Here is a 25,620-nt window from a genome sequence, read left to right as displayed (position 1 = left end):
AAATCATGAAAAAATCATATATAAAATATATAGCAGGGGCATTTATCCTTATCGCGGCATCATGTAAAACCGGGGGCGATGTAAATGTAAACCCCAACCAATCTCCAAATGCGCAAACCGGTTTCATGTTAACCGGCGCTATTCAGTTTTTAGGCGGTGTAAACGGCGCGGGTGCTACTACCAATATCAATTCGTTTGCCGGCGAACTGTATTCACAATACTTGTCTGAAACTTATTACACCAATGAATCATTATTTTCATTAAAGCAATATGATTATCAAACCTATTATACAGGGCCGTTGCAGGATTTGAAAACCATTATCGATGTAAATAATGATCCGGCTAAAAAAGATCTGCCGGCAGTAACAAGGTTTGGTACTAATAATGACCAGATAGCTTCAGCACGTATCCTTACAGCCTTTATTTATTTAACGATAACTGATAGATGGGGGGATATTCCTTATACACAGGCCTTAAAAAGCTCTGCGAATTTTTCACCGGTTTTTGACGCGCAGAAGGACATATACACAGCGTTAATGAAAGAACTTGATGAAGCACAGGCGCAATTGGGTACTACCAATTCGCTAACCGGAGATATATTATTTAATGGTGATAACCTGCGTTGGAAACATTGGGCAAACTCGTTACACGCCATTATGGCTTTACGCTTATCAAAAGTTGACCCTGCCACAGGCAAAACCGAATTTGCCAAAGCTGTTGCGGGTGGTTTAATGACATCAAACGATGACAACGCTGTTTATAAGTACAGCATCGCGCAAACTAACACGAACCCTTACTTTACTAACTATCGTAACAGCCGGTACGATTATGCGGTAAGCTCGTTAGTAGTAAATACTTTAACAAATCTTAATGACCCAAGGCTTGCAGTTTACGCGGCACCAACCGCGGCGGGTACTTATGTTGGCTTACCCTACGGCACCAATGGCGATGCATTAGGCGATTATAATGCCGGGACCACCGATGCACCTGGCAATATTTCGCTGATAGGTAACGCATTGTCTAAAGCAGATGCACCGTCGGTATGGACATCATACGCACAGGTATTGTTTACACAAGCGGAAGCTGCGCATCTTAACTGGATACCCGGAGGTGATGGAGCAGCTGCCGATTTCTATAATAAAGGTGTAAGTGCGTCTTTAGAACAAAATGGTATCAGCACAGGTGATGCTGCAACTTACCTTGCTCAGACATCTGTTAAGTTTAATGTGAGCACTGCTTTAAACCAGATCCTGACACAAAAGTGGATAGCTAATTTTCTTGGTGACGGATGGGAATCATGGGCCGACTATCGACGTACCGGTTTACCTAAATTGCTTGATCCTGTACCTGATGCTTTAAGTCCGGGTGGAAGAATCCCGCGCAGGCAACAGTATCCTCAAACCGAGCATGACCTTAACCTAACCAATTATAATGCTGTAATAGCCCGTCAAGGCCCTGATGCGTTAAATACAAGGGTTTATTGGGATAAACAATAATTATTGCTTATAGGTTATGAGAACAACAAAGGCTGCCATTGGCGGCCTTTGTTGTTTATAGTAATTATTATAAGTGTGTAATCATCCAAAATGAAATAAAACAGATTTAGGACTATTTAACATATAGTATTAATTAAACGGGCTATCTTAGTTTAAATTGATCTTGGCCTGTCATGTACATTAAACCCATGTTGTTTTTGTTTATTCTTTTTTTATTCCTCGATCGGGTTGCAGGTCAAGAAAAGCATCAGGCGGAAATTATCGTGGGGAAGCCTGCCGGGAGAAGCAGTGATTTATATCTAAAGCGATCCTTTATAATACATAATCAAATAGGTACTCGCACAGATACAAATTATGCGAACGCGAAATTGATCCGCACGGGATGGGATGATGGGATATTTAAAACAAATCCGGGCTTTTACCGGCATGATCTCGTAAGTAGGGTCCCTATAGGATTTGCAGCGCTTTCGGAAACTGACAGGAGGATGTTTATAATAACTATTAATCAAGATTCCGTTAGGCAAATGAAAGATACCGTATGCTATAGCGATGGTAAGTTACACAGATGTCTTTATGCGGTAATTCCGGTAACTTTGAGCAATCAATCTCCTGATACATTAAAGTATATCAATATGTCATGCGCGTGGCTTGATGTTTTTAAAACAGATGCCGGAAACGTAAAATTTTTACCCACCCCCCTGATGGAAGAATGCTGGAAAAATAACCCCGCTGTTTATACGGTTGCGCCCCATCAACAAAAGGTATTTCATATACCTACGGCTTTTTTAACGGATACGGGCAAAGGAGGATTGTTTGAATCAAAAGTTTTTAAGATAGGAATGTGTTTATACAAATATATTGAGGGTTCGCAGCTCCCTGTTGATATACGCGGGTTAACCCTTAGGCAGGAAACAGATAATATTATTTGGAGCAATGAGATTGCCGTGAGATAGTCAGCTGGTTTTAAATTAAAAATAATTCCTGCTCTCTATTTGATATTCAAAACATTGTGGTTATCTTTGCCCTCCCTTGAAAGGAGGTATTTTAGGAATTATGATCATTATTAACGTAAAAGACGGCGAATCATTAGACAAAGCATTGAAACGCTTCAAAAAGAAATTCGAAAAAACAGGCGTTTTAAGAGAACTACGCAGTCGTCAGGCTTTTGAAAAAAAATCTGTAACCCGTCGTCATGTTGTTAAACATGCTATCTACAAACAGACTTTAAACCAGGAAACTGTTTAATTCTTTTTTGTTGAAAAGAATTAATTAATTTCTTGACACTATATTAAAACTATTTGTACATTCATAATCCCGGATGTATAAATAGTTTTTTATGTTTTTAGAGCGTTTTATCCAGTACATCAAGTATGAGAAGCGGTATTCAGTCCATACTGTTTCCGCATATCAGTCTGATCTGGATCAGTTTATGCGCTTTTTAAACAATCCCGGCGGTGCTGATCCCGCACCTGAGCCGGTTATTACCCATCCATCGCAGGTAAGCTACCATGACATCCGTAACTGGATGGTTGAGCTTATTGATCAAAAACTTACCGGCCGTTCGGTTAACCGTAAAATGGCCACGCTACGCAAATACTTCAAATTTTTATTGCAGGAAGGTATTGTTGAAACCAACCCGGTATCAAGGGTACGGTCGCAAAAGGTTGCTAAAACGTTGCCTGTAGTGGTTGAAGATACGCGCCTCACAAAAATGTTAGATAGTGATGACATTTTTACAAATGATTTTCCGGGCCTGCGCGATAAGCTTGTTATTGAGCTGTTGTTTGGCACCGGCATACGACTTGCCGAACTGTTAGGTATTAAGCAACAGGATATTAGCTTTGAGGGGGGAGTGGTAAAGGTACTGGGTAAGCGTAACAAAGAGCGCATTATCCCTATTAATAATGAGCTGAAGGCCCTGCTGCCCGAATATCTGGAGGTAAAGAAAAATCAAAATTTTGATAACAATTCCTTCACATTAATCGTTACAAATAAAGGAGCCGATGCTTATCCGAAATTGATTTATTTAATAGTGCAAAAATATCTGTCTAACATATCAACCCAAAATAAACGGAGCCCACATGTGCTCAGGCACACCTTTGCAACCACTATGCTAAATAACGGGGCCGATTTAAATTCAATTAAGGAGCTTTTGGGACACGCCAACCTGAGCGCAACCCAAATTTACACGCACAATTCAGTTGAAAGACTAAAATCTATTTATAAACTCGCCCATCCAAAGGCTTAAAAAGGAGGAAACATGAAAATTACAGTGCAGTCAATTCATTTCACCGCAGACAGGAAACTTTTAGATTTTATTCAGAAAAAAGCTGATAAGCTTGATACGTTTTATGACCATATTATTAGCGGTGAAGTTTACTTAAAGCTTGAGAATGTGGAAGATGAATGTAATAAGATAACGGAGATCAAATTATTGCTACCCGGAAATCAAATATTTGCAAAAGAGAAGTGTAAGAGTTTTGAGGAAGCTACCGACCTGGCGGTTGAAAGCCTGAGGAAGCAAATTGAAAAGCATAAACAAAAGAAAGCCCTTGCTGATGCTACAGCAAAAAAAGCTGTTTTAACGGCAGTTGAGGAGGGTTTTTAATATTATAAAAAGGCTTGTTTTAAGCGTAAATCGGCAGGTTTTTAGCCTGCCGATTTTTTTTGATAAAAAATTTTGACGTGGCGTTATTTTTTGTAGATTTGCAGTCCCTTTCGGGGAGGTATTTAACGCCTCGAAAAAAAGTTAAAATAGTTCTTTAAAATATCAAAAAGCTTATTACTTTTGCGCTCCGTTATCGAAAGCAACACAGCGTTTAGATAATGTAAAGGCAAAATAAATATAAGCCTCCTTAGCTCAGCTGGTAGAGCAACTGACTTGTAATCAGTAGGTCATTGGTTCGATCCCGATAGGAGGCTCAGTTTTTTTCGGATTGAGGTATTTAGCTTCAATTTTGGATATCGCAAATCCGGAAACAACTACCGGGGGGATACCAGAGCGGTCAAATGGGACGGACTGTAAATCCGTTGCTTCGGCTACGAAGGTTCGAATCCTTCTCCCCCCACTTATTAAGTAAGCAGTTTGTAGTTCGCAGTTAGCAGCTTTGTTAACCGAACTATAAACTGCTAACTTGATTAAAAGGGTTTGAGGAATGGGTGTCATTGAGCGGTTAAGCTGCTAATTGAAAACTGCAAACCGAAAGCTGAATAAGCGGAAGTAGCTCAGTTGGTAGAGCGATAGCCTTCCAAGCTATAGGTCGCGAGTTCGAACCTCGTCTTCCGCTCGGTTGGTTCATTAGTCGGTTAGTTCACTTGTTCATTGGTGGCAGCTGCAAAGATCAATGAACTAATAAATGAGTGAACCAATGAACAAAAAATAAGCCGACGTAGCTCAGTGGTAGAGCACTTCCTTGGTAAGGAAGAGGTCACGGGTTCAAATCCCGTTGTTGGCTCGGTATTATAAAACATACATTAAAGTTAAAATTAACCTACAAAAATAATTTATAGATCATGGCAAAAGAAAAGTTTGACCGCAGTAAGCCGCACTTAAACATCGGTACAATCGGTCACGTTGACCACGGTAAAACAACCCTTACCGCAGCTATTACTAAAGTTTTGGCTGATGCAGGTTTATCAGAAGCTCGTTCATTTGATTCAATTGACTCGGCTCCTGAAGAAAAAGAACGTGGTATTACCATCAACACTGCCCACGTTGAATATTCAACAGCTAACCGTCACTATGCACACGTTGACTGTCCAGGTCACGCGGATTATGTGAAAAACATGGTTACTGGTGCTGCGCAAATGGACGGTGCAATCATCGTAGTTGCTGCAACTGATGGTCCGATGCCACAAACTCGTGAGCACATCCTGTTAGCTCGTCAGGTAGGTGTACCTGCACTTGTTGTTTTCATGAACAAAGTTGACATGGTTGATGATCCGGAATTATTAGAGTTAGTAGAAATGGAAGTTCGTGAATTATTATCGTTCTACGAATTCCCAGGTGATGATATTCCAGTTATCCAAGGTTCTGCATTAGGTGGCCTTAACGGCGATCCTACCTGGGTTGGTAAAATCATGGAGTTGATGGATGCTGTAGATAGCTACATCCCAATCCCTCCACGTTTGACAGATCTTCCTTTCTTGATGCCTGTTGAAGACGTGTTCTCAATCACTGGTCGTGGTACTGTTGCCACCGGTCGTATTGAGCGTGGTGTAATCAACTCTGGTGAGCCTGTTGATATCCTGGGTATGGGTGCTGAGAACTTGAAATCAACCGTAACTGGTGTTGAGATGTTCCGCAAAATCCTTGACCGTGGTGAAGCTGGTGACAACGTAGGTTTATTGTTACGTGGTATTGAGAAAACTGATATCCGTCGTGGTATGGTTATCTGCAAACCAGGTTCAGTAACTCCTCACACCGATTTCAAAGCAGAAGTTTACGTATTATCAAAAGCAGAAGGTGGCCGTCACACTCCATTCTTCAACAAATACCGCCCGCAATTCTATTTCCGTACCACTGACGTTACTGGTGAGATTTCATTAGAACCAGGTGTAGAAATGGTTATGCCAGGTGATAACGTTACAATCACTGTAAAACTGATCAACGCTATCGCAATGGAAAAAGGCTTACGTTTCGCTATCCGTGAAGGTGGTCGTACCGTAGGTGCTGGTCAGGTAACTGAAATCTTGAAATAATAATATTTCAATAAAAAGGTTAATTTGAAAACATAAGTTTAGCCTTTAACGGCAAACTTATGTTTTCTTATTATAAATAACACACGGGAATAGTTCAACGGTAGAATAGAGGTCTCCAAAACCTTTGATCAGGGTTCGAATCCTTGTTCCCGTGCTTAAGCACAATATAAAAATGGCAGGCGTAGCTGAATATATTAAAGAGTCATACATCGAGTTAACCGAAAAGGTTACCTGGCCTACATGGCGCGAGCTTCAGAGCAGCGCTGTTTTGGTATTGGTTGCCGCTATAATTATTGCGCTGGTTATCTTAGGTATGGACCAGATCATTAATTATTTGCTTAAACTGTTTTACACATCACTAACATAATATCAGGGGAGACGGAGATGAGTGATCAATTGAAATGGTATGTAGTTAGGGCTATTAGTGGTAAGGAAAAGAAAGTTAAACAATACATAGATGCCGAAATTAGCCGTTTGGGCATTAGTCATTTGGTACCACAGGTATTAATACCTACCGAGAAGTATTACCAGATGCGTGATGGAAAGAAGATCGCGAAAGAGCGTAACTACTTTCCGGGCTATGTGCTTATGGAAGCCGTTTTAGATGGCGAAACTGAACACATCATTAAAAATATAAACAGTGTTATAGGTTTTCTGGGCGATAAAGCCGGAAACGCTATACCGCTTCGCCAGTCAGAAGTTAACCGGATTTTAGGTAAGGTTGACGAGATGAGCACACAGGGCGAAACCATGAATGTACCTTATTATGTTGGTGAGGCCGTTAAAGTTATGGACGGACCTTTCAACGGTTTCAGCGGCGTTATTGAAGAGGTTAACGAAGAGAAAAAGAAACTGAAAGTAATGGTAAAGATATTCGGGCGCCGTACGCCGCTTGAATTGAATTACATGCAGGTAGAGAAAGAATAGTTTTCAAATAATTTCGGATGTAGGATTTTTCGATTTCGAAATTATTGAATTTAAAATATAAGATGAAAGAAGCGGGAGTTAAATCCGAAATGGAAATTCCCAAATCCGAAATCGACACAATCTTAAATGTTACTTAGCTTCCACTTACTAACATTGAGTTTATAATTAAAGTAAATTAAAATGGCAAAAGAGATCGGTGCAATGGTTAAGCTGCAAGTTAAAGGCGGCGCCGCAAACCCATCACCACCAATTGGCCCTGCATTGGGTGCAAAAGGTGTGAACATCATGGAGTTTTGCAAACAATTTAATGCACGCACCCAGGACAAAGCTGGAAAAGTATTGCCTGTTTTGATTACTGTTTATGTTGACAAATCATTCGAATTTATCATCAAAACCCCTCCCGTTGCTATCCAGTTATTGGAAGCTACCGGTTTAAAGAGTGGTTCTGCTGAGCCTAACCGTAAAAAAGTTGCCAGTGTTAACTGGGAGCAGGTTGAGACTATAGCAAAAGATAAAATGGTTGACTTGAATGCATTCACAGTTGAATCGGCCATGAAAATGGTGGCAGGTACTGCCCGCAGCATGGGAATTACCGTATCAGGTACAGCTCCCTGGAATTAATTAATTTATACAAATCAGTTTAAAGACAGTGGCAAGATTAACAAAAAATCAAAAAGTGGCACTCTCCAAAATTGAGGCAAACAAATCGTACACATTACAGGATGCATCTGCATTGGTAAAGGAATTAACCCTTACTAAATTTGATTCATCAGTTGATATAGACGTTCGTTTAGGTGTTGATCCACGTAAAGCCAATCAAATGGTACGTGGTATTGCAACATTACCTCATGGAACCGGTAAAACTGTACGTGTATTAGTGCTTTGTACTCCTGATAAGGAACAAGAAGCTAAGGACGCAGGTGCAGATTACGTAGGTTTGGATGATTATATTGCCAAGATTGAAGGCGGATGGACTGATGTTGATATTATCATTACTATGCCAAGTGTTATGGCGAAGGTAGGTCGTTTAGGTCGTATTTTAGGCCCGCGTAACCTTATGCCAAACCCTAAATCAGGTACAGTTACCCCAGAAGTTGGTAAAGCTGTAACTGAGGTAAAAGGTGGTAAAATCGATTTCAAGGTTGACAAAACCGGTATCATCCACACTTCAATAGGAAAAGCATCTTTCTCTGCAGATAAGATTTATGAGAATGCATTAGAAGTATTGCAAACAATCTCTAAATTAAAACCTTCTGCAGCAAAAGGAACATATTTCAAGAGCATTCATATCTCTTCAACTATGTCGCCTGGAATTACAGTTGAAACTAAATCAGTAGCGGGGATCTAATCATGAATAAAGAAGAAAAATACGACCTTGTTGTAGCCCTAACTGAGCAAATCAAAGAGTATGGTAATTTTTATATCACTGATACCTCTGATTTAACTGTAGCCAAGATCAACAACATCCGCCGTAAATGTTTCGAAAACGACATTACGATGCAGGTAACCAAAAATAGCTTGATCAAAAAAGCTATGGAAGCTGCAGGCGGCGATTTCAGCCCTATATATGATGTATTAAAAGGTTCATCATCAATCCTTTTCTCAAAGTCAGCAACTGCTCCGGCAAAGTTGATCAAACAATTAAGGAAAACAGGTGAAAAACCAATTTTAAAAGCAGCTTATATTGATTCGGCAGTATTTATAGGTGATAACCAGTTAGATACTTTAACCAAACTGAAATCAAAAGAACAACTGATCGGCGAGATAGTTGGCTTACTACAATCACCTGCCAAAAACGTACTTTCTGCACTACAATCAGGCGGAACTACAATTGCAGGCCTTGTAAAAACATTACAGGAAAGAGGTTAACGAACGCCTCACGAAAGTTCGACAATAACAAACAAAAAGCATTAAAAGTAAAAATTTAAATAAAATGGCGGATTTAAAAGCGTTTGCTGAACAGTTGGTAAACTTAACAGTAAAAGAAGTAAACGAATTAGCTCAAATATTAAAAGATGAGTATGGTATTGAGCCTGCTGCTGCTGCTGTAGCAGTTGCTGCTCCTGCTGCTGACGGTGGCGATGCTGCTCCAGCTGCTGCTGAGCAAACTGCATTTGACGTTATCCTGAAAGAAGCAGGTGGCGCTAAATTAGCAGTTGTTAAATTAGTAAAAGACTTAACTGGCCTTGGTTTGAAAGAAGCTAAAGATCTTGTTGACGGTGCACCAAAAGAACTTAAAACTGGTGTAACTAAAGAAGAAGCTGAATCTTTGAAAAAACAATTAGAAGAAGCCGGAGCAGTAGTTGAGGTTAAGTAATTTAACCTACTGAAATATAGCATCAAGACTCCGACCATAAACGGTCGGGGTCTATTGCTGTTTATAAAGGTTTTGAATTAGATGTGAGATATTAGATATGAGATTTGAGATTTTTCAAATCGCTATTTCATATCTCAGATCTCATGTCTCAAGTCTCACATCTACAAAAATTAATAACTAAAATTTAAATACCTTGGCAAACAATAATAATCAAAGAGTAAACTTTGCAACCAGTAGAAAGGTACTTGATTACCCTGATTTTCTGGATGTTCAGTTACAATCTTTCCAGGAATTTTTTCAATTGGAAACCACTTCCGACAACCGTTATAAAGAAGGGCTGTTTAAAGTGTTTGCCGAAAACTTTCCTATTTCAGATTCAAGAAACATCTTTGTCCTGGAGTTTCTTGACTACTTTATTGATCCGCCCCGTTATGATATACAAGAGTGTATCGAACGCGGATTAACTTACAGCGTACCATTAAAAGCAAAGCTTCGCCTGTCATGTAATGATGAGGAGCACGAAGATTTTGAAACAATTGTACAGGACGTGTACCTGGGTACTATCCCGTATATGACGCCAAAAGGTACATTTGTTATTAATGGTGCCGAGCGTGTAATTGTATCACAGTTACACCGTTCGCCAGGTGTGTTCTTTGGTCAGAGCCGCCATACCAACGGTACAAAATTATACTCGGCCCGTGTTATTCCTTTCAAAGGTTCATGGATTGAGTTTGCTACAGACGTTAACAACGTGATGTATGCTTACATTGACCGTAAAAAGAAATTCCCGGTTACTACGTTGCTTCGCGCCATTGGTTATGACTCTGATAAAGATATATTAGAGCTGTTTGAACTGGCCGACGAGGTTAAAGTAAGCAAATCAGGCCTTAAGAAATATATTGGCCGTAAGCTTGCTGCAAGGGTACTTAAAACATGGATCGAAGACTTTGTGGATGAAGATACCGGTGAGGTAGTTTCTATCCCTCGTAATGAGATTATCCTTGAGCGTGAAACCTTACTGGAAGACGACCATATTGATATGATCATTGACTCGGGTGTTAAAACCATTATCCTTAACAAGGAAGACGCTTCAACCAGCGGTGATTATACTATTATATACAATACCTTACAGAAAGATACTTCCAACTCTGAGAAGGAAGCGGTTGAACATATCTACCGCCAGTTACGTAACGCTGAACCACCTGATGAAGAAACAGCTCGTGGTATCATCGATCGTTTATTCTTTTCAGATAAAAGATATGACTTGGGTGATGTGGGCCGGTACCGCATCAACCGTAAATTGAAACTGAGCACTTCGGAAGAAACTAAAGTTTTAACCAAGCAGGATATCATCGCGATTGTTAAATATCTGATCAAATTAATCAACTCAAAAGCTGAGGTGGATGATATCGATCACTTGTCAAACCGTCGTGTGCGTACCGTTGGTGAGCAGCTTTATGCTCAGTTTGGCGTAGGTTTGGCACGTATGGCCCGTACCATTCGTGAGCGTATGAACATCCGTGACAACGAGGTGTTCACACCAACCGACCTGATCAACGCACGTACATTATCATCTGTGATCAACTCGTTCTTCGGAACAAACCAGTTATCACAGTTCATGGACCAAACCAATCCACTGGCAGAGATCACGCACAAGCGTCGTCTGTCAGCCTTAGGCCCCGGCGGTCTGTCGCGTGAGCGTGCAGGCTTCGAGGTTCGTGACGTTCACTATACCCACTACGGTAGGTTGTGTACTATCGAAACTCCCGAAGGTCCGAACATTGGTTTGATTTCATCACTTTGCGTACACGCTAAGATCAACAACTTAGGCTTTATCGAAACTCCGTACAAACGTGTAGTTGACGGTAAAGTTATGGTTGATGAGCCGGTTATCTATTTATCTGCTGAAGATGAAGACGGTAAAACCATTGGCCAGGCAAACGCGGTATATGATGACAAAGGTGAGTTTGAATTGCCACGTGTAAAAGCACGTTTCGAAGGTGACTTCCCGGTTATCGAGCCAGAGCGTCTGGATTTGATGGACATCGCTCCAAACCAGATTACTTCAATTGCGGCTTCGCTGATTCCGTTCTTAGAGCATGATGACGCCAACCGTGCATTGATGGGTTCAAACATGCAACGCCAGGCCGTACCATTGTTGCGCCCTGAAGCGCCAATTGTTGGTACTGGTTTGGAAGGTCGTGTTGCAAAAGACTCCCGTACCCTGATCAACGCCGAAGGCGATGGTGTGGTTGAGTACGTTGATGCTAACGAAATCCGTATTAAATATGACCGTAACGAACTTGATCGTTTGATCTCGTTTGAAGGAGATAGCAAAAGCTACCGATTAACCAAGTTTAAGAAAACCAACCAAAGCACCACCATGAACCTTAAGCCTATTGTTAAAAAAGGCCAGAGGGTTGAAAAAGGTGAAGTACTTTGCGAAGGTTACGCTACCCAGAATGGCGAGCTTGCATTGGGCCGTAACCTTAAAGTAGCGTTCATGCCTTGGCAGGGATATAACTTTGAGGATGCGATTGTAATCTCTGAGCGTGTTGTTTCACAAGATATCTTTACTTCAATCCACGTTGAAGAGTTCGAGCTTGAAGTTCGTGATACTAAACGTGGTGAGGAAGAGTTAACACCAGATATCCCTAACGTATCAGAAGAAGCTACTAAAGACCTTGACGAAGACGGTATCATCCGTGTAGGCGCCGAGGTTAAAGAAGGCGACATCCTGATTGGTAAGATCACCCCTAAAGGTGAATCAGACCCATCACCGGAAGAAAAACTGTTACGCGCTATCTTCGGTGATAAAGCCGGCGACGTTAAAGATGCTTCATTGAAAACCCCGCCGTCAATTGCCGGTGTTGTTATCGATACCAAATTATTCTCCCGTGCTAAAAAGACTTCAAAAGCTGAAGAAAAAGCACAGTTAGAGAAATTGGATAACAAGCATGATAAAGCTGTAAAAGATCTGAAAAATACCTTGATCGACAAGTTATTTGAGATTGTTAACGGTAAAACTTCGCAAGGTGTTTATAACGTTTATAAAGAGTTACAGGTTCCTAAAGGTGTTAAATTCACCCAAAAAATATTAGTTGAGCTTAATTATGATAACATTAACCCAACTAAATGGACTACTGATGACGATAAAAACGATCAGATCAAGATCCTTCTTCATAACTTCAACATTAAGTACAATGAAGAATTGGGTGCTTACCGTCGTGATAAATTCGCTATCAGTGTGGGTGATGAGCTTCCATCAGGCATCGTGCAAATGGCTAAAGTTTACATCGCTAAAAAGCGTAAGCTTAAAGTAGGTGATAAAATGGCGGGCCGTCACGGTAACAAAGGTATCGTTGCACGTATTGTACGTGACGAAGACATGCCTTTCCTTGAAGACGGAACACCGGTTGATATTGTGTTGAACCCACTGGGTGTACCTTCACGTATGAACTTGGGCCAGATCTATGAAACCGTATTAGGCTGGGCCGGTAAAGAGCTTGGTGTTAAATTTGCTACTCCAATCTTCGACGGTGCAAGCCACGAAGAAGTGGAAGAGTGGATTAAGAAAGCCAACTTGCCAGAATCAGGCCGTACTTATTTATACAATGGTTTAACAGGTGATCGTTTTGATCAGCAAACTACTGTAGGTATTATCTACATGCTGAAATTAGGTCACATGGTTGATGATAAGATGCACGCCCGTTCAATCGGTCCGTACTCATTGATCACTCAGCAACCATTGGGCGGTAAAGCACAATTCGGTGGTCAGCGTTTTGGTGAGATGGAGGTTTGGGCACTGGAAGCATTTGGTGCATCAAACATTCTGCAGGAGATATTAACCGTTAAATCGGATGATGTTATCGGCCGTGCCAAAACATATGAGGCTATTGTTAAAGGTGAAAACCTGCCAACGCCATCAGTTCCTGAATCATTCAACGTATTGGTTCACGAGTTACGCGGCTTAGGTTTGGATATCACCTTAGAATAAGGTAAAAGGATAAAGGTGAAAGGTAAAAGGTTATGTCCCTTACCTTTCACCCTTTAAAAGTCATTAGATAACAGGAGAAGGAATCGGCAGAAAAGGAAAACCTTTCGCCCTTCGCCTTTCACCTTTAACCTACAAAAAAAGAGATATGTCTTACAAAAAGGATAATAAAATCAAAAGTAACTTTACCACCATTACCATCAGTTTAGCCTCTCCAGAGTCTATCCTTGAGCGTTCAAGCGGTGAAGTTTTAAAGCCGGAAACCATTAACTACCGTACTTACAAACCCGAGCGTGATGGTTTGTTCTGCGAGCGTATTTTTGGTCCGGTTAAGGATTATGAGTGCCATTGCGGTAAATACAAACGTATCCGTTACAAAGGTATCGTGTGCGACCGTTGCGGTGTTGAAGTAACCGAAAAGAAAGTACGTCGTGAGCGTATGGGCCACATCAACCTGGTGGTGCCTGTTGCACACATCTGGTACTTCCGCTCATTGCCAAACAAAATTGGTTATTTATTAGGCTTGCCTACAAAAAGGCTCGACCTTATTATATACTACGAGCGTTACGTAGTTATCCAACCGGGTATTAAAGAAGCAGACGGAATCAATAAAATGGATTTCCTTACTGAAGAAGAATACCTTGACGTATTGGATACCCTTCCAAAGGAAAATCAATACCTTGACGACAAAGATCCTCAGAAATTTGTTGCCAAAATGGGTGCCGAGGCTTTGGAAGAGTTATTAAAACGCCTCGACCTTGACGAATTATCATTCAGCTTGCGTCACCAGGCAGCAAACGAAACTTCTCAGCAACGTAAAAACGAAGCCTTAAAACGCTTACAGGTTGTTGAAGCTTTCCGTGATGCAAAAACCAGGATCGAGAATAACCCTGAGTGGATGATCGTTAAGATCGTTCCGGTTATCCCGCCTGAGCTGCGTCCGTTGGTACCACTGGAAGGTGGCCGTTTCGCTACTTCAGATTTGAACGACCTTTACCGTCGTGTTATTATCCGTAACAACCGTTTAAAACGTTTGATCGAGATTAAAGCACCAGAGGTGATTTTACGTAACGAAAAACGTATGTTGCAGGAAGCTGTGGATTCGTTATTCGATAACTCACGTAAAGTTAACGCGGTAAAAACTGAAGGTAACCGTGCCTTGAAATCGCTTTCAGACATCCTGAAAGGTAAGCAAGGCCGTTTCCGTCAGAACTTATTAGGTAAACGTGTGGATTACTCTGCCCGTTCGGTAATTGTTGTAGGTCCTAACCTTAAATTACACGAGTGCGGTTTACCAAAAGATATGGCTGCCGAGCTGTTTAAACCATTTATCATCCGTAAAATGATTGAGCGTGGTGTGGTTAAAACAGTAAAATCTGCCAAAAAAATCGTTGACCGTAAAGACCCATTAGTTTGGGATATTTTGGAAAACGTATTGAAGGGACACCCTGTATTACTAAACCGTGCGCCTACGTTGCACAGGTTAGGTATCCAGTCGTTCCAGCCAAAACTGGTTGAAGGTAAAGCGATCCAATTGCACCCATTAACCTGTACAGCATTCAACGCGGATTTTGACGGTGACCAGATGGCCGTTCACGTACCACTTGGTAACGCGGCAATTTTGGAAGCCCAAATCCTGATGCTTGCTTCGCACAACATCCTTAACCCTGCTAATGGTACGCCTATTACTGTACCATCTCAGGACATGGTGCTTGGTTTGTACTACATAACCAAAGGCCGTAAAACTGATGAAACACGTGTGGTTAAAGGACAAGGTTTAACTTTTTACTCTGCAGAAGAAGTAATTATCGCTTATAACGAGAAAAAACTTGATCTGCATGCGTTCATTAAAGTTAAAGCTTTAGTTAAAGAGCGCGATGGCAAAATCGTAAACAAAATTATTGATACCACTGTAGGTCGTGTGTTGTTTAACCAGCATGTACCAACCGAGGTAGGTTATATCAATGAACTGCTTACCAAAAAATCACTTCGTGATATCATTGGTGAAGTAGTAAAAATCACCGGTATGGCGCGTGCTGCCCAGTTCCTTGACGATATTAAGGAATTAGGATTTAAAATGGCGTTCCAGGGTGGTTTATCATTTAACCTGAAGGATATCAATATCCCTGCAGAAAAAGTAACCCTGATTGATACTGCTTCTAAACAGGTTGATGAGGTGATGAACAACTATAACATGGGTTTCATTACCAACAACGAGCGCTACAACCAGATCATCGATATCTGGACACGTATCAACAACCGCTTAACTGCTAACGTGATGGACATCCTGAGCAACGATAACCAGGGCTTCAACTCTGTTTACATGATGCTTGACTCAGGTGCCCGTGGTTCTAAAGAGCAGATCCGTCAGCTTGCAGGTATGCGTGGTTTGATGGCTAAGCCTCAAAAATCAGGTTCAGGTGGTGAGATCATCGAAAACCCGATCCTTTCAAACTTTAAAGAAGGTTTGTCGGTATTGGAGTACTTCATCTCTACCCACGGTGCCCGTAAAGGTTTGGCGGATACGGCGTTGAAAACAGCGGATGCTGGTTACTTAACACGTAGGTTGCATGACGTTGCCCAGGATATGATTGTTGGTGAGGTTGATTGCGGTACTTTAAGAGGTATCTACACAACTGCACTGAAAGATAACGAGGACATTGTTGAGCCATTATATGATCGTATTTTAGGTCGTACCACTTTGCATGATGTTCATGACCCTATCACTAACGAACTGTTAGCAGTAGCTGGCCAGGACATTACCGAAGAGGTAGCTAAAAAGATCGAGAATTCTCCGTTAGAAGGTATCGAGATCCGTTCGGTATTAACCTGCGAAAGTAAACGTGGTGTATGCGCATTGTGCTACGGCCGTAACCTTGCAAGCGGTAAACGCGTGCAAAAAGGCGAGGCTGTTGGTGTAATTGCTGCACAGTCAATCGGTGAGCCGGGTACACAGTTAACACTTCGTACATTCCACGTGGGTGGTACCGCGTCAAACATCGCTGCTGAATCTCAGATCAACGCTAAGTTTGATGGTATCATTGAGTTTGAGAACGTACGTACCGTTACTTATGAAACTGCCGAAGACGGCGCTGTTGATGTGGTATTAGGCCGTTCGGGCGAGTTCCGTATTATCGAAGCCGGAAGCAATAAAGTAATTGTTACTAATAATATTCCATACGGTTCATACCTGTATGTAAAAGATGGCAGCAAGATCACCAAAGGCGACCGTATCTGTTCATGGGATCCGTACAACGCAGTAATTATCTCTGAATTTGCGGGTATTGCTCAGTTTGACGCTGTATTGGAAGGCATCACTTTCCGGGAAGAAAGTGACGAACAAACCGGTCACCGCGAAAAAGTGATCATCGATACCAGGGATAAAACAAAAAACCCTGCTATCCAGATCACAGATAATAAAGGTAACATCATTAAAGGATACAACATTCCGGTAGGTGCACACATCGCTGTTGATGAAGGCGATAGGTTACAAACTGGTCAGGTTATTGCTAAAATCCCACGTTCAACCGGTAAAACACGAGATATTACAGGTGGTTTACCACGTGTAACCGAGTTATTTGAAGCACGTAACCCTTCAAACCCTGCTGTAGTGACTGAAATTGATGGTGTGGTAACTTTAGGTGGTGTTAAACGTGGTAATCGCGAAATCACCATCGAGTCGAAGGACGGCCAGGTTAAAAAATACCTTGTACCGCTTTCAAAACACATCCTTGTACAGGATAATGACTTTGTTAAAGCCGGTATGCCATTGTCTGACGGTTCAATTTCACCTTCAGATATCCTTGCTATCAAAGGCCCTGCCGCAGTACAAGAGTACCTTGTTAACGGTATCCAGGAAGTTTACCGCTTACAGGGTGTGAAGATCAATGATAAGCACTTTGAGGTTATCGTTCACCAGATGATGCAGAAGGTTCAGATCGAAGATGCAGGCGATACCCGTTTCTTAGAGCGTGAAGCTGTTGACGGATGGGATTTTATGAACGAGAACGATGAGATTTATGACAAGAAAGTTGTAGTTGATCCAGGCGATTCAACTACATTGAAAGCTGGTCAGATAGTTTCATTACGCCGCTTACGCGATGAAAACTCGGTATTGAAACGCCGCGACCTTAAATTGGTTGAGGTACGTGACGCAATCCCTGCAACGTCAAGTCCGATACTGCAAGGTATCACAAGGGCATCGTTAGGTACGAAGTCGTTTATCTCGGCAGCGTCATTCCAGGAAACTACCAAAGTACTGAACGAAGCAGCTATCGCAGGTAAAAAAGATAATATGCTTGGCCTGAAAGAAAACGTTATTGTAGGTCACTTAATACCTTCAGGTACCGGTTTACGCGAGTATGAAAATATCCGTGTAGGCTCACAGGAAGAATTTGACCGCCTGATGGCTTCGAAAGCAGAAGAGTTGGAAGCTTAATTTTCAACTGTTTAAATATTTTATTGAGCCTCCCGGTTTCCGGGAGGCTTTTTTTATAACTTTTTTTAAAATTGTTAAAACAAAGGTAAAACATCTCTGTTCTACGTTCGACCTTGCGCAAGGTCACAATGGGGTTGATCCATGTTATCGAAAGTAAAACAAGGCTCAATAATCACCTCAAAAAAAGGCTGTTTATGGAGAACGTCTTTTTGTTATTTTAGTAGCATGGAAGAACAAAATGAAAATCAGCTCAACATTGAGCTTTCAGAAGAAATTGCAGAAGGTATCTACTCAAACCTGGCTATCATTACTCATTCAAACTCTGAGTTTGTATTGGATTTTATCCGGGTAATGCCAGGCGTACCCAAAGCCAGGGTAAAATCGCGGATCATATTAACCCCCGAGCATGCCAAACGCCTTCTTTCGGCCCTGGAAGATAACATTGAAAAGTATGAAGCCATTAACGGCCGCATCAAAGTACAGCCTGATCATCCAGGTTTCCCTATGAATTTTGGCGGTACAATGGGGCAAGCATAATTGATAATATTATATTAAAATGCCATTTTGGTTAAGGAAAAGTTATGCTTATGCCTTGTTTGTGAAAAATTTAATAATAATGTGTTGTTTTTGAGAAAAAAGTGTATATATTGCAACGTTTTACAACTTACACCTATAAAGACATGAATTCCTAAGTTCTATGAGAAAATCCCATATTGTAAATTCATTTTTAGTTCTGTTCATTTTATTCATTTCTGCAGGGCTGCTTTCTTGCAATTCGGCCAAAAAGGTAAAATATTTTCAAGATCTTGCTGACTCCGGTCAGATGAAAACGATCTCTAAAGCAGATTATCAACCTCCGGTAATTCAACCCGATGATATCCTAACAATTGTTGTGCAGACTATCGATCCTCAAAATACTGCAGCTATTAATGTTGGCAATCTTCCGTTTCCAAGTACAGGCACCTCATTAAATCCTACAAGTTTGTCGAGTGTTAGTCAGCAACCATCGTTAGGTATTTTAGTTGATAAAGATGGTTTTATTACCATTCCAATACTCGGAAAAATCAAAGTTGCCGGCTATACTACATCTGAAGCTACTGAAGTAATAAAGGCGGAGGCCATAAAATATTACAAAGAGCCAACAGTAATAGTGCGTTATGCAAATTTCAAAGTAAGTGTAACTGGGGAAGTACTCAAACCAGGAATGTATGTTTTACCAAATGAAAAGGTAAGTGTGCTCGACGCTATCGCTTTGGCAGGTGATTTAACAATTTTCGCAAAAAGGGATAACGTATTATTAATACGTGAAAATAAAGATGGTACTAAAACTCCATATCGTTTTAATCTGAAAAAAAGCGACATAATGAGTTCTCCTTACTTTTATCTGCATCAAAATGACATAATTTATGTAGAACCCGGACCAGGTAAAGTTTCAACAACCGATGCTTCACAAGCAAGATATTACACCTTAGTTGGGTCCTTACTGTCAGTACTAATCGTTTTATTTACAAGAAAATAATATTCAGGAATGAATTTAAATAACCAAAGTCTTGAAAAATCTCAGGAAGAAGTAGGTATTGATTATAAGAAATACATTGCAAGGGTTATCACAAACTGGCCGCTGTTTTTGATTTGTATAGTGGTGTTTGGAGCTGTGGGATTAGTTTACAAAAGATATGCCACTCCTAATTATAAAGTTAATGCTTTAATGATAGTTGAGCCTGAAGATAAAACAGGGGGAGGCAGTTCTGCCGCAGGTGGCTTAAGTAATTTAACTGATATATCATCTTTATTCGGTATCCCTAATAACGCAGAAAATGAAGTTCAGATATTGAACTCAAGGCACATCGTAAGCAACGTAGTAAAGGCGTTGAATTTAAACGTTGTAATTAGATTAAATGGGAGAATTAAGAAAACCGAGCTTTTTGACGAAGCTCCTTTCACGATTGATGTTACCAATAAACGCGATTCTATTGATCTCAGAAGGTATAATGTAACAGTTAAAAATGATTTGATACATATACACAACAGCGTTGAAGATATTGATATAAATGCTAAGTATGGTCAGAAAGTAAGTTTACCGCAATATGATATTGTTTTCAATCCGACAGGAAACCCGGTAGACAAGATCGGTTACGTTGTGGATATTGCGTCTGTCGAATCTTCTGTTGAAGCTCTATCTAAAGGTGTACAGGTAAGTTTGTCCAGTAAAACGACCACTACGATCAATCTATCTTTAGATTATCCCAATTCAAAAAAGGGTGAGGCCATCTTGAATAAGATGATGGAGATTTATCTGAAAGCCAACAGGGATAATAAAGTTCAGATTGCTGATAGTACCCTTACATTTATTGACGAACGGTTAGAATTGGTAGGCAAGCAATTGCAAGGAGTAGAACAGAGTTTTGAGCAATTCCGGAAAACAAATAAGATTGCCGATGTTGATGAACAATCAAAAGCTTTGATAGGATCTGCAAGCGATTTCCAAAAACAGATCAGTGCACTTGATGTACAAATTTCGGTAGTTCAGGATTTGTTGAAGTTTCTGAATAATCCAAATAACAAAAAGGTTATCCCTGTTACAGCGTTAGGATCTGATAATCAAACTATCTCTGATGTTGTAGGGCGCTATAATGAATTATTGCTTGACCGCGAGCGGCAAAGTTTGGCAAGCACCGAAAAAAACCCTTATATACAAGCTCTTGATAGTCAAATTGAGAGCCTACGCCTTATCGTACTGAAAAATATCAATTCGTACTTAAAAGGGTTAACCGTAAGCAGAGCCAATCTCCAAAATCAAAGCAATAGTTCTTTAAATAAGATAGAAAATGTGCCCGCACAGGCAAGAATATTTTTAGATTATACCAGACAGCAAACGGTTAAGCAGGACCTGTATGTTTACTTATTGCAAAAACGGGAAGAAACAGCAATATCTAAAACATCAACCATTTCAACAGCAAGGGTGGTAGACCCGGCTAAAAGCAGCTATGAGCCTGACAAATCAAAAATATCACTGGTTTTTGTATTATGTTTAATAATGGGCTTTGTTTGTCCGTTGGTTTTCCTGGGTATAAAGGAAATGTTGAACGTCAAAATTATTTCCAAATATGACGTTGAGGAACATACTAAAATACCGGTTGTTGGAGAAATTAGCCACAATGACGAAGAGCAATCATTAGTGGTTACCAATAAGTCAAGATCTATCATTTCCGAACAATTTAGAGGATTAAGAACAAATTCTCAGTTTTTATTAAATGCTGACAAACCACAGGTAATAATGGTAACGTCAAGCATGAGTGGTGAAGGGAAATCATTTATATCATTGAACCTGGGTAGTGTATTGGCTCTGAGCGGCAAAAAGGTTGTTTTTATAGAGTTGGATTTACGGAAACCAAAGCTGTCTCAAAACATAGGGATTGATAATAGCTACGGGTTTACGAATTACGCTATATCAAACACAGTTGAAGTTGACGCAATTATTAAACCTACATGGTTTAGCGAAGATTGTTTCATCATTAGTTCAGGCGCCATTCCTCCAAATCCATCCGAATTACTACTCAGCGCCAAGCTTGGTACTATGATTGAAGAATTAAAGAAAAAATTTGATTATATAATTATAGATAGCGCCCCTGTAGGCTTGGTTTCTGATGCATTGTTAATTGAGAAATATGCCGACCTCACTTTGTATATAGTACGGCAACGCTATACTTTAAAAGCCCAATTAGGTCTTATAAATGATCTTGTTGTATCAAATAAAATGAAAAAAGCTTATTTGGTCATTAATGATATCGAGACTAAGAAAGGCGGGTACTATGGCTACGGGTACGGCTACGGGTACGGCTATGGTTACGGTTATGGCTATGGTGATTATATCGATCAGGGAAACTCAAAAAAGGGCTTTTTTGACTTCATCAAGAAGAAGAAATAGTATTATGAGATCGACTATTTAGTTGATCTCATAATACTATCGAACAATAATCAGCATCGAATATTGATCACTAAAAATTTATTTTTATGGCAGGGAATAGGTATGAGCAGCTTGATTCATTAAGAGGGATTGCGAGTTCTCAGGTTTTTTTGATGCATTTGCTATCGATCTCATCGGTATTCTTTGCGGCTACTTACTGGGGAGTACCCGATGCGGGCACCATGTATAGCACCTCAAAGTGGGCATATATCCTTACCTATACTCCGTTAGCGTTCTTTAAAGCTGGTAATGAAGCCGTTGTTTTTTTTTTCATACTAAGCGGGTTTGTTTTATCAGGAACACTATTTAACAGAGTTAATTATCTGCTATTTAAGCAATATTTAGTAAAGAGATTTTTTAGATTATGGGTGCCTTTTATTATCGTTATTGTACTCTCAATAATTTTAAGAAAGCTTTTTTACACCCCGGGTATTAGCAGCCACCCTGAAATTAGCTTTTGGTTTAAAAAAATGTGGGAGCACCCCGTTTCTGTAATCAATTTTATTAAATTTCTTTTTTTACAAGGCGGTACGCACAATGTTGATACTACATTGTGGAGTTTAATAATTGAAATAAAGATATCTATATTATTGCCGCTTTTTATTTTATTGATGGACCGGCTCAATAATGGATATAAAAACGCGGTGTTTTTAATAGTAGTAATCTTAGTATCGCATTTTTCTTTTTCTTTATTAAGCGATAACCCCAAGATTATCTATGATGCAAAAGTTTTACATTATGTGTCTCCTTTTATTTTGGGCGCTTACTTAAATAAGTATCTGAAATTTTGGGTTAATAAAATAAATAACTACTCAAATTTATCTGCCTGTGTTTTGTTCTTTATTATGGTTATTCTTTATTGTATTGATGGGCTAAAGCATTTTATTGAACCGGTGCCTGCCCTGTATTACATAGTTGATAGCATAAGTTATGAGGTGCAAATGTTTGCAAGTTTGGCCTTTATCATCTTGTCATTTCATAGTTTGTTTCAACGGAGGTTATTACATTCTATTTGGCTTCGATTAGGCCAGATATCATATAGCCTTTACCTGATTCATCCCTTACTATTATTAAGTGTTACTTATTTGCTGTTGCAAAAATGGCAACTGTTTGAAATATGGGTGTTGCTTATACCATTAACACTGGGCTTGTCATATGTGTTTTATAGATATGTGGAAACCCCAATAAATGATTACGGTAGAGAATTAGCCAAAAAGTTAAAGGGAAAGAAAGCAGAAGTGGATAATAAAAAAAAAACTGAGGAACAAGTTAAAATTAAAGCCATATAAACAATTTATAATATTAAATAATTAAGCATGAAAGTAGTAATATTAGCTGGTGGATTAGGAACCCGATTATCAGAAGAAACGATACTTAAGCCAAAACCAATGGTTGAAATCGGGGGTATGCCAATATTATGGCATATAATGAAAATTTATTCTCACTACGGGTTTACAGACTTTGTTGTTTGCCTCGGTTATAAAGGCTACTTGATAAAGGAATATTTTGCCAATTATTACCTGCATAAATCCAACGTAACAATCAACCTGGCAAATAACGATGTAAAGGTTCACGATACCCAAGCTGAGCCATGGAATATTACATTGGTTGATACCGGTTTAGAAACAATGACAGGTGGCCGTTTAAAACGTGTAAAAGAATACCTGAACGGCGAACCATTTATGCTAACCTATGGTGACGGTGTTGCCGACATCGATGTAAACGAACTGGTAGCTTTTCATGAATCTCACGGCAAATTAATAACGCTCACTTCTGTACAACCCGAAGGCCGTTTTGGGTTGATAAACTTTGATGACAGCCAAAAGATTTTGTCGTTCCAGGAGAAACCGAAAGGCGATGGAGGATGGAGTAATGGTGGTTTCTTTGTTTGTCAGCCTGAAGTTATCGATTATCTTGAAGATGATACTACAATATTTGAACGGGCACCACTCGAGAATCTTGCGAAAGACGGCCAATTGTTCGCCTACAAACATCACGGTTTCTGGAAACCTATGGATACCGTGAGAGATAAAGCGCAACTCGAAGAAATGATTGCTTCAGGTACCGCCTCATGGATTAAATGGTAGTTTTTTCTATAATAGAATAAGTACTTATACTAAAAATACACTATGGAAAATTTGTTTAACGGCTTTTATAAAAACAGAAGAGTGCTTGTAACCGGGCACACTGGTTTTAAAGGTTCGTGGTTATGCTTAGTACTTAATAGGTTAGGTGCCAAAGTTTACGGTTATTCGCTGCCTTCTCCAACAACTCCGAGTTTGTTTTCTATCGCTCGTGTGAACGAACTTGTAACTTCTGAAATAAATGACATCAGGAATTATAACGCCCTTGCGAAATTTATGGATGAGGTGAAACCTGAAGTTGTTATACATATGGCTGCTCAACCCCTGGTAAGAGAATCATATAAAAACCCTGTAGAAACTTACGAGGTTAACGTGATGGGCACCGTAAATCTTTTACAAGCTATAAGGAACACAAAAAGTGTAAAAGCGGTAGTAAATGTAACCACTGATAAATGCTATGAAAATAAAGAATGGGTTTGGGGATACAGAGAAGATGAACCGATGGGCGGCTATGATCCATATTCAAATAGCAAAGGTTGCTCGGAATTAGTGACATCATCTTTTAGAAATTCTTTTTTCAATCCGGAGGCATATAGTCAACATGGAGTTGGCCTGGCATCTGGCAGGGCTGGGAATGTGATTGGCGGTGGCGATTGGGCAGTTGATCGTTTAATACCTGATTTTATTCGTGCTATCACTAATAACGAAAAAGTTGTAATAAGAAACCCTAATGCCATTAGGCCATGGCAACACGTTCTTGAGCCGCTTTCAGGTTATTTAACGTTAGCCGAAAAATTGTATCAGGATGGTGTTAAGTATGCTGAAGGATGGAATTTTGGCCCTGATGACTCTGACGCGAAGAACGTAGGCTGGATAATTGATAAGATATGTTCGCTATGGGGTGATGGTGCTCAGTTTGGATTGGACACCGGCAATAACCCACACGAAGCCAATTATTTAAAACTGGATTGCTCAAAAGCCAAAACTTTGCTCGGATGGTATCCTAAATGGGGAATAGAAACCGCGTTAGGAAATATCGTTGAGTGGACCAAGGCTTATCGCGATAATTTGGATATGAAAGAGGTTAGCTATAAACAAATTGAGCGCTATTTTTTAGGTTAAGTGTATAATAGTTTTATATAATAATAGAAAAATGATATTTACCGAAACAAAATTAAAAGGAGCTTACATAATTGACCTTTCTTTAAGGCAGGATGACCGTGGTTTTTTTGCCCGCGCATTTTGTGCTGATGAGTTTAAAAAGATGGGATTGAAATATAACATGGTTCAAAGCAACCTTTCTAAATCAATACACAAAAACACACTCAGGGGGATGCATTTCCAAATTGACGGCGCTGAGGAAGCCAAACTTATACGTTGTATAAGAGGCGCCATAACTGATGTTATTATTGATATCCGCCCTGAATCAGCTACTTATTGCGAGCATATATCGGTTGAATTAACCGGAGACAATTACAAGATGATATATGTACCTGAAGGATTTGCGCACGGATATCTTACGAATGAGGATAATTCTGAGATCTTTTACCAGGTTTCAAACTTCTATACTCCTGGCAGCGAAAGGGGCATAAGGTGGAATGATCCGTTATTTGGTATTAACTGGGGCATAACCAATCCGATAATTTCTGAAAAAGATAATTCTCATCCTGATTTTATAAAAAAATAATCAAGCATA

At 40.0% G+C, this 25,620-nt stretch carries 21 protein-coding genes and 5 tRNA genes; all 26 read left to right on the top strand.

Annotated features, from left to right (window positions below; all coding sequences use genetic code 11):
• The first annotated feature begins 5 nt into the window (after nucleotides 1–5).
• Complete coding sequence (locus tag BLP33_RS12720) at nucleotides 6–1,496, top strand: SusD/RagB family nutrient-binding outer membrane lipoprotein (RefSeq protein WP_090528697.1); 1,491 nt, start codon at nucleotides 6–8, stop codon at nucleotides 1,494–1,496.
• 173 nt (nucleotides 1,497–1,669) lie between these two features.
• Nucleotides 1,670–2,449 (top strand): hypothetical protein, encoded by a 780-nt coding sequence (locus BLP33_RS12715; protein WP_090528694.1) that lies wholly within the window; start codon nucleotides 1,670–1,672, stop codon nucleotides 2,447–2,449.
• 100 nt (nucleotides 2,450–2,549) lie between these two features.
• Complete coding sequence (gene rpsU, locus BLP33_RS12710; protein WP_090528691.1) at nucleotides 2,550–2,741, top strand: 30S ribosomal protein S21; 192 nt, start codon at nucleotides 2,550–2,552, stop codon at nucleotides 2,739–2,741.
• Nucleotides 2,742–2,832: 91 nt separating this feature from the next.
• Nucleotides 2,833–3,744: a tyrosine-type recombinase/integrase gene (locus tag BLP33_RS12705; RefSeq protein ID WP_090528688.1), complete on the top strand. Its 912-nt coding sequence runs from the start codon at nucleotides 2,833–2,835 to the stop codon at nucleotides 3,742–3,744.
• A gap of 12 nt (nucleotides 3,745–3,756) precedes the next feature.
• The gene (hpf, locus tag BLP33_RS12700; protein ID WP_090528685.1) at nucleotides 3,757–4,104 is read left to right on the top strand and encodes a ribosome hibernation-promoting factor, HPF/YfiA family; all 348 of its coding nucleotides are present in this window, start codon (nucleotides 3,757–3,759) and stop codon (nucleotides 4,102–4,104) included.
• Nucleotides 4,105–4,345: 241 nt separating this feature from the next.
• Nucleotides 4,346–4,418, top strand: a tRNA-Thr gene (locus BLP33_RS12695).
• Between the two features lie 65 nt (nucleotides 4,419–4,483).
• A tRNA-Tyr gene (locus tag BLP33_RS12690) sits at nucleotides 4,484–4,564 on the top strand.
• A 146-nt stretch (nucleotides 4,565–4,710) separates the two neighbouring features.
• Nucleotides 4,711–4,783, top strand: a tRNA-Gly gene (locus BLP33_RS12685).
• 96 nt (nucleotides 4,784–4,879) lie between these two features.
• Nucleotides 4,880–4,951: transfer RNA gene (locus BLP33_RS12680), tRNA-Thr, on the top strand.
• 58 nt (nucleotides 4,952–5,009) lie between these two features.
• Entirely contained in the window at nucleotides 5,010–6,197 is a 1,188-nt protein-coding gene (gene tuf, locus BLP33_RS12675; RefSeq protein ID WP_090528682.1) for an elongation factor Tu, read from the top strand.
• 83 nt (nucleotides 6,198–6,280) lie between these two features.
• A tRNA-Trp gene (locus tag BLP33_RS12670) sits at nucleotides 6,281–6,351 on the top strand.
• Nucleotides 6,352–6,369: 18 nt separating this feature from the next.
• Complete coding sequence (gene secE / locus BLP33_RS12665) at nucleotides 6,370–6,564, top strand: preprotein translocase subunit SecE (protein WP_090529653.1); 195 nt, start codon at nucleotides 6,370–6,372, stop codon at nucleotides 6,562–6,564.
• 17 nt (nucleotides 6,565–6,581) lie between these two features.
• On the top strand, nucleotides 6,582–7,124 hold the full coding sequence (gene nusG, locus BLP33_RS12660) for a transcription termination/antitermination protein NusG (RefSeq protein WP_090528679.1): 543 nt from the start codon (nucleotides 6,582–6,584) through the stop codon (nucleotides 7,122–7,124).
• Nucleotides 7,125–7,304: 180 nt separating this feature from the next.
• Nucleotides 7,305–7,745 (top strand): 50S ribosomal protein L11, encoded by a 441-nt coding sequence (rplK, locus tag BLP33_RS12655; RefSeq protein ID WP_090528676.1) that lies wholly within the window; start codon nucleotides 7,305–7,307, stop codon nucleotides 7,743–7,745.
• 28 nt (nucleotides 7,746–7,773) lie between these two features.
• On the top strand, nucleotides 7,774–8,472 hold the full coding sequence (gene rplA / locus BLP33_RS12650) for a 50S ribosomal protein L1 (protein ID WP_090528673.1): 699 nt from the start codon (nucleotides 7,774–7,776) through the stop codon (nucleotides 8,470–8,472).
• 2 nt (nucleotides 8,473–8,474) lie between these two features.
• Nucleotides 8,475–8,993: a 50S ribosomal protein L10 gene (rplJ, locus tag BLP33_RS12645; RefSeq protein WP_090528670.1), complete on the top strand. Its 519-nt coding sequence runs from the start codon at nucleotides 8,475–8,477 to the stop codon at nucleotides 8,991–8,993.
• 64 nt (nucleotides 8,994–9,057) lie between these two features.
• Entirely contained in the window at nucleotides 9,058–9,441 is a 384-nt protein-coding gene (rplL, locus tag BLP33_RS12640) for a 50S ribosomal protein L7/L12 (protein ID WP_022833154.1), read from the top strand.
• Between the two features lie 193 nt (nucleotides 9,442–9,634).
• Complete coding sequence (rpoB, locus tag BLP33_RS12635; RefSeq protein WP_090528667.1) at nucleotides 9,635–13,438, top strand: DNA-directed RNA polymerase subunit beta; 3,804 nt, start codon at nucleotides 9,635–9,637, stop codon at nucleotides 13,436–13,438.
• Nucleotides 13,439–13,583: 145 nt separating this feature from the next.
• Nucleotides 13,584–17,873 carry a DNA-directed RNA polymerase subunit beta' gene (gene rpoC, locus BLP33_RS12630; RefSeq protein ID WP_090528664.1) on the top strand — a complete coding sequence of 1,430 codons (4,290 nt, stop codon included), beginning with the start codon at nucleotides 13,584–13,586 and terminating at the stop codon, nucleotides 17,871–17,873.
• 225 nt (nucleotides 17,874–18,098) lie between these two features.
• Nucleotides 18,099–18,410: a DUF3467 domain-containing protein gene (locus BLP33_RS12625; protein ID WP_090528662.1), complete on the top strand. Its 312-nt coding sequence runs from the start codon at nucleotides 18,099–18,101 to the stop codon at nucleotides 18,408–18,410.
• Between the two features lie 160 nt (nucleotides 18,411–18,570).
• Nucleotides 18,571–19,392, top strand: coding sequence for a polysaccharide biosynthesis/export family protein (locus tag BLP33_RS12620; RefSeq protein WP_090528659.1), 822 nt, complete (start codon nucleotides 18,571–18,573; stop codon nucleotides 19,390–19,392).
• 9 nt (nucleotides 19,393–19,401) lie between these two features.
• On the top strand, nucleotides 19,402–21,801 hold the full coding sequence (locus tag BLP33_RS12615; protein WP_090528656.1) for a GumC family protein: 2,400 nt from the start codon (nucleotides 19,402–19,404) through the stop codon (nucleotides 21,799–21,801).
• 86 nt (nucleotides 21,802–21,887) lie between these two features.
• Nucleotides 21,888–23,129, top strand: a complete 1,242-nt coding sequence (locus BLP33_RS12610; RefSeq protein WP_090528652.1) for an acyltransferase family protein — start codon at nucleotides 21,888–21,890, stop codon at nucleotides 23,127–23,129.
• A 27-nt stretch (nucleotides 23,130–23,156) separates the two neighbouring features.
• Nucleotides 23,157–23,927 (top strand): glucose-1-phosphate cytidylyltransferase, encoded by a 771-nt coding sequence (gene rfbF / locus BLP33_RS12605; RefSeq protein WP_090528649.1) that lies wholly within the window; start codon nucleotides 23,157–23,159, stop codon nucleotides 23,925–23,927.
• Between the two features lie 42 nt (nucleotides 23,928–23,969).
• Complete coding sequence (gene rfbG, locus BLP33_RS12600; protein ID WP_090528646.1) at nucleotides 23,970–25,046, top strand: CDP-glucose 4,6-dehydratase; 1,077 nt, start codon at nucleotides 23,970–23,972, stop codon at nucleotides 25,044–25,046.
• Between the two features lie 31 nt (nucleotides 25,047–25,077).
• The gene (rfbC, locus tag BLP33_RS12595; RefSeq protein WP_090528643.1) at nucleotides 25,078–25,611 is read left to right on the top strand and encodes a dTDP-4-dehydrorhamnose 3,5-epimerase; all 534 of its coding nucleotides are present in this window, start codon (nucleotides 25,078–25,080) and stop codon (nucleotides 25,609–25,611) included.
• Nucleotides 25,612–25,620: the final 9 nt, after the last annotated feature.

This window comes from Mucilaginibacter sp. NFR10 (assembly GCF_900100445.1).
Taxonomy (GTDB): Bacteria; Bacteroidota; Bacteroidia; order Sphingobacteriales; family Sphingobacteriaceae; genus Mucilaginibacter; species Mucilaginibacter rubeus.
This window is presented reverse-complemented; position numbering and strand designations above follow the sequence as displayed.